Annotated in this window: 1 protein-coding gene; it reads right to left on the reverse strand. The window is 55.8% G+C overall.

Going from position 1 to position 532, the window contains the following annotated elements; all coding sequences use genetic code 11:
* Positions 1 to 532 (reverse strand): hypothetical protein (locus ACYVF1_RS32215; RefSeq protein WP_461086827.1); only part of this gene is annotated, 532 nt, incomplete at both ends.

Consider the following 532-nt stretch of genomic DNA (forward strand, 5'->3'; position numbering starts at 1 on the left):
AGCTCATGGTGGTGGCCGAGACCACCATGGTGGTCAGACTCAGCACCCCAGCGTTGGCGGCCCGGGCTTTACTCAGTGCCGCCTGCAAAGCCGCTTCGGCCTGAGCCGGGCACTGGGCGCATTTGCCAAAGTCCTGCCAGGTGCCCCTTACCCTCAGATTACCATTAACCACCTCAAGCACGAACACATTGCCCCTAATGTTGACCACGCTGGTTTCCTGACAGGCTTTGAAGTCGGTGGTAAGGGTATGAGGTCCGCTCAGAGCTGGCGTAATGTCGATTAGCCCACCGGAGGGGTCTGGCTGGAAGGAATACGTCGTTTCCAGCCAGTTATAACCACACTTACCGGCGGCTTCGTCTTTATACTCCTGGAAATAGTAGACATTGGCCGGTACATTAGCCGCTACGTTGACGAACACTGTTTTATCGTAGAGGGCGGGACACAGCGGCACTTTAGCCAGTCGATAGCCCACAAAGCGTCCTATAATCTCGGCAAAGTAGGTATCTCCACTGGCTGTTACGTAGCCCTGCAG

This window comes from Spirosoma flavus (assembly GCF_054778555.1).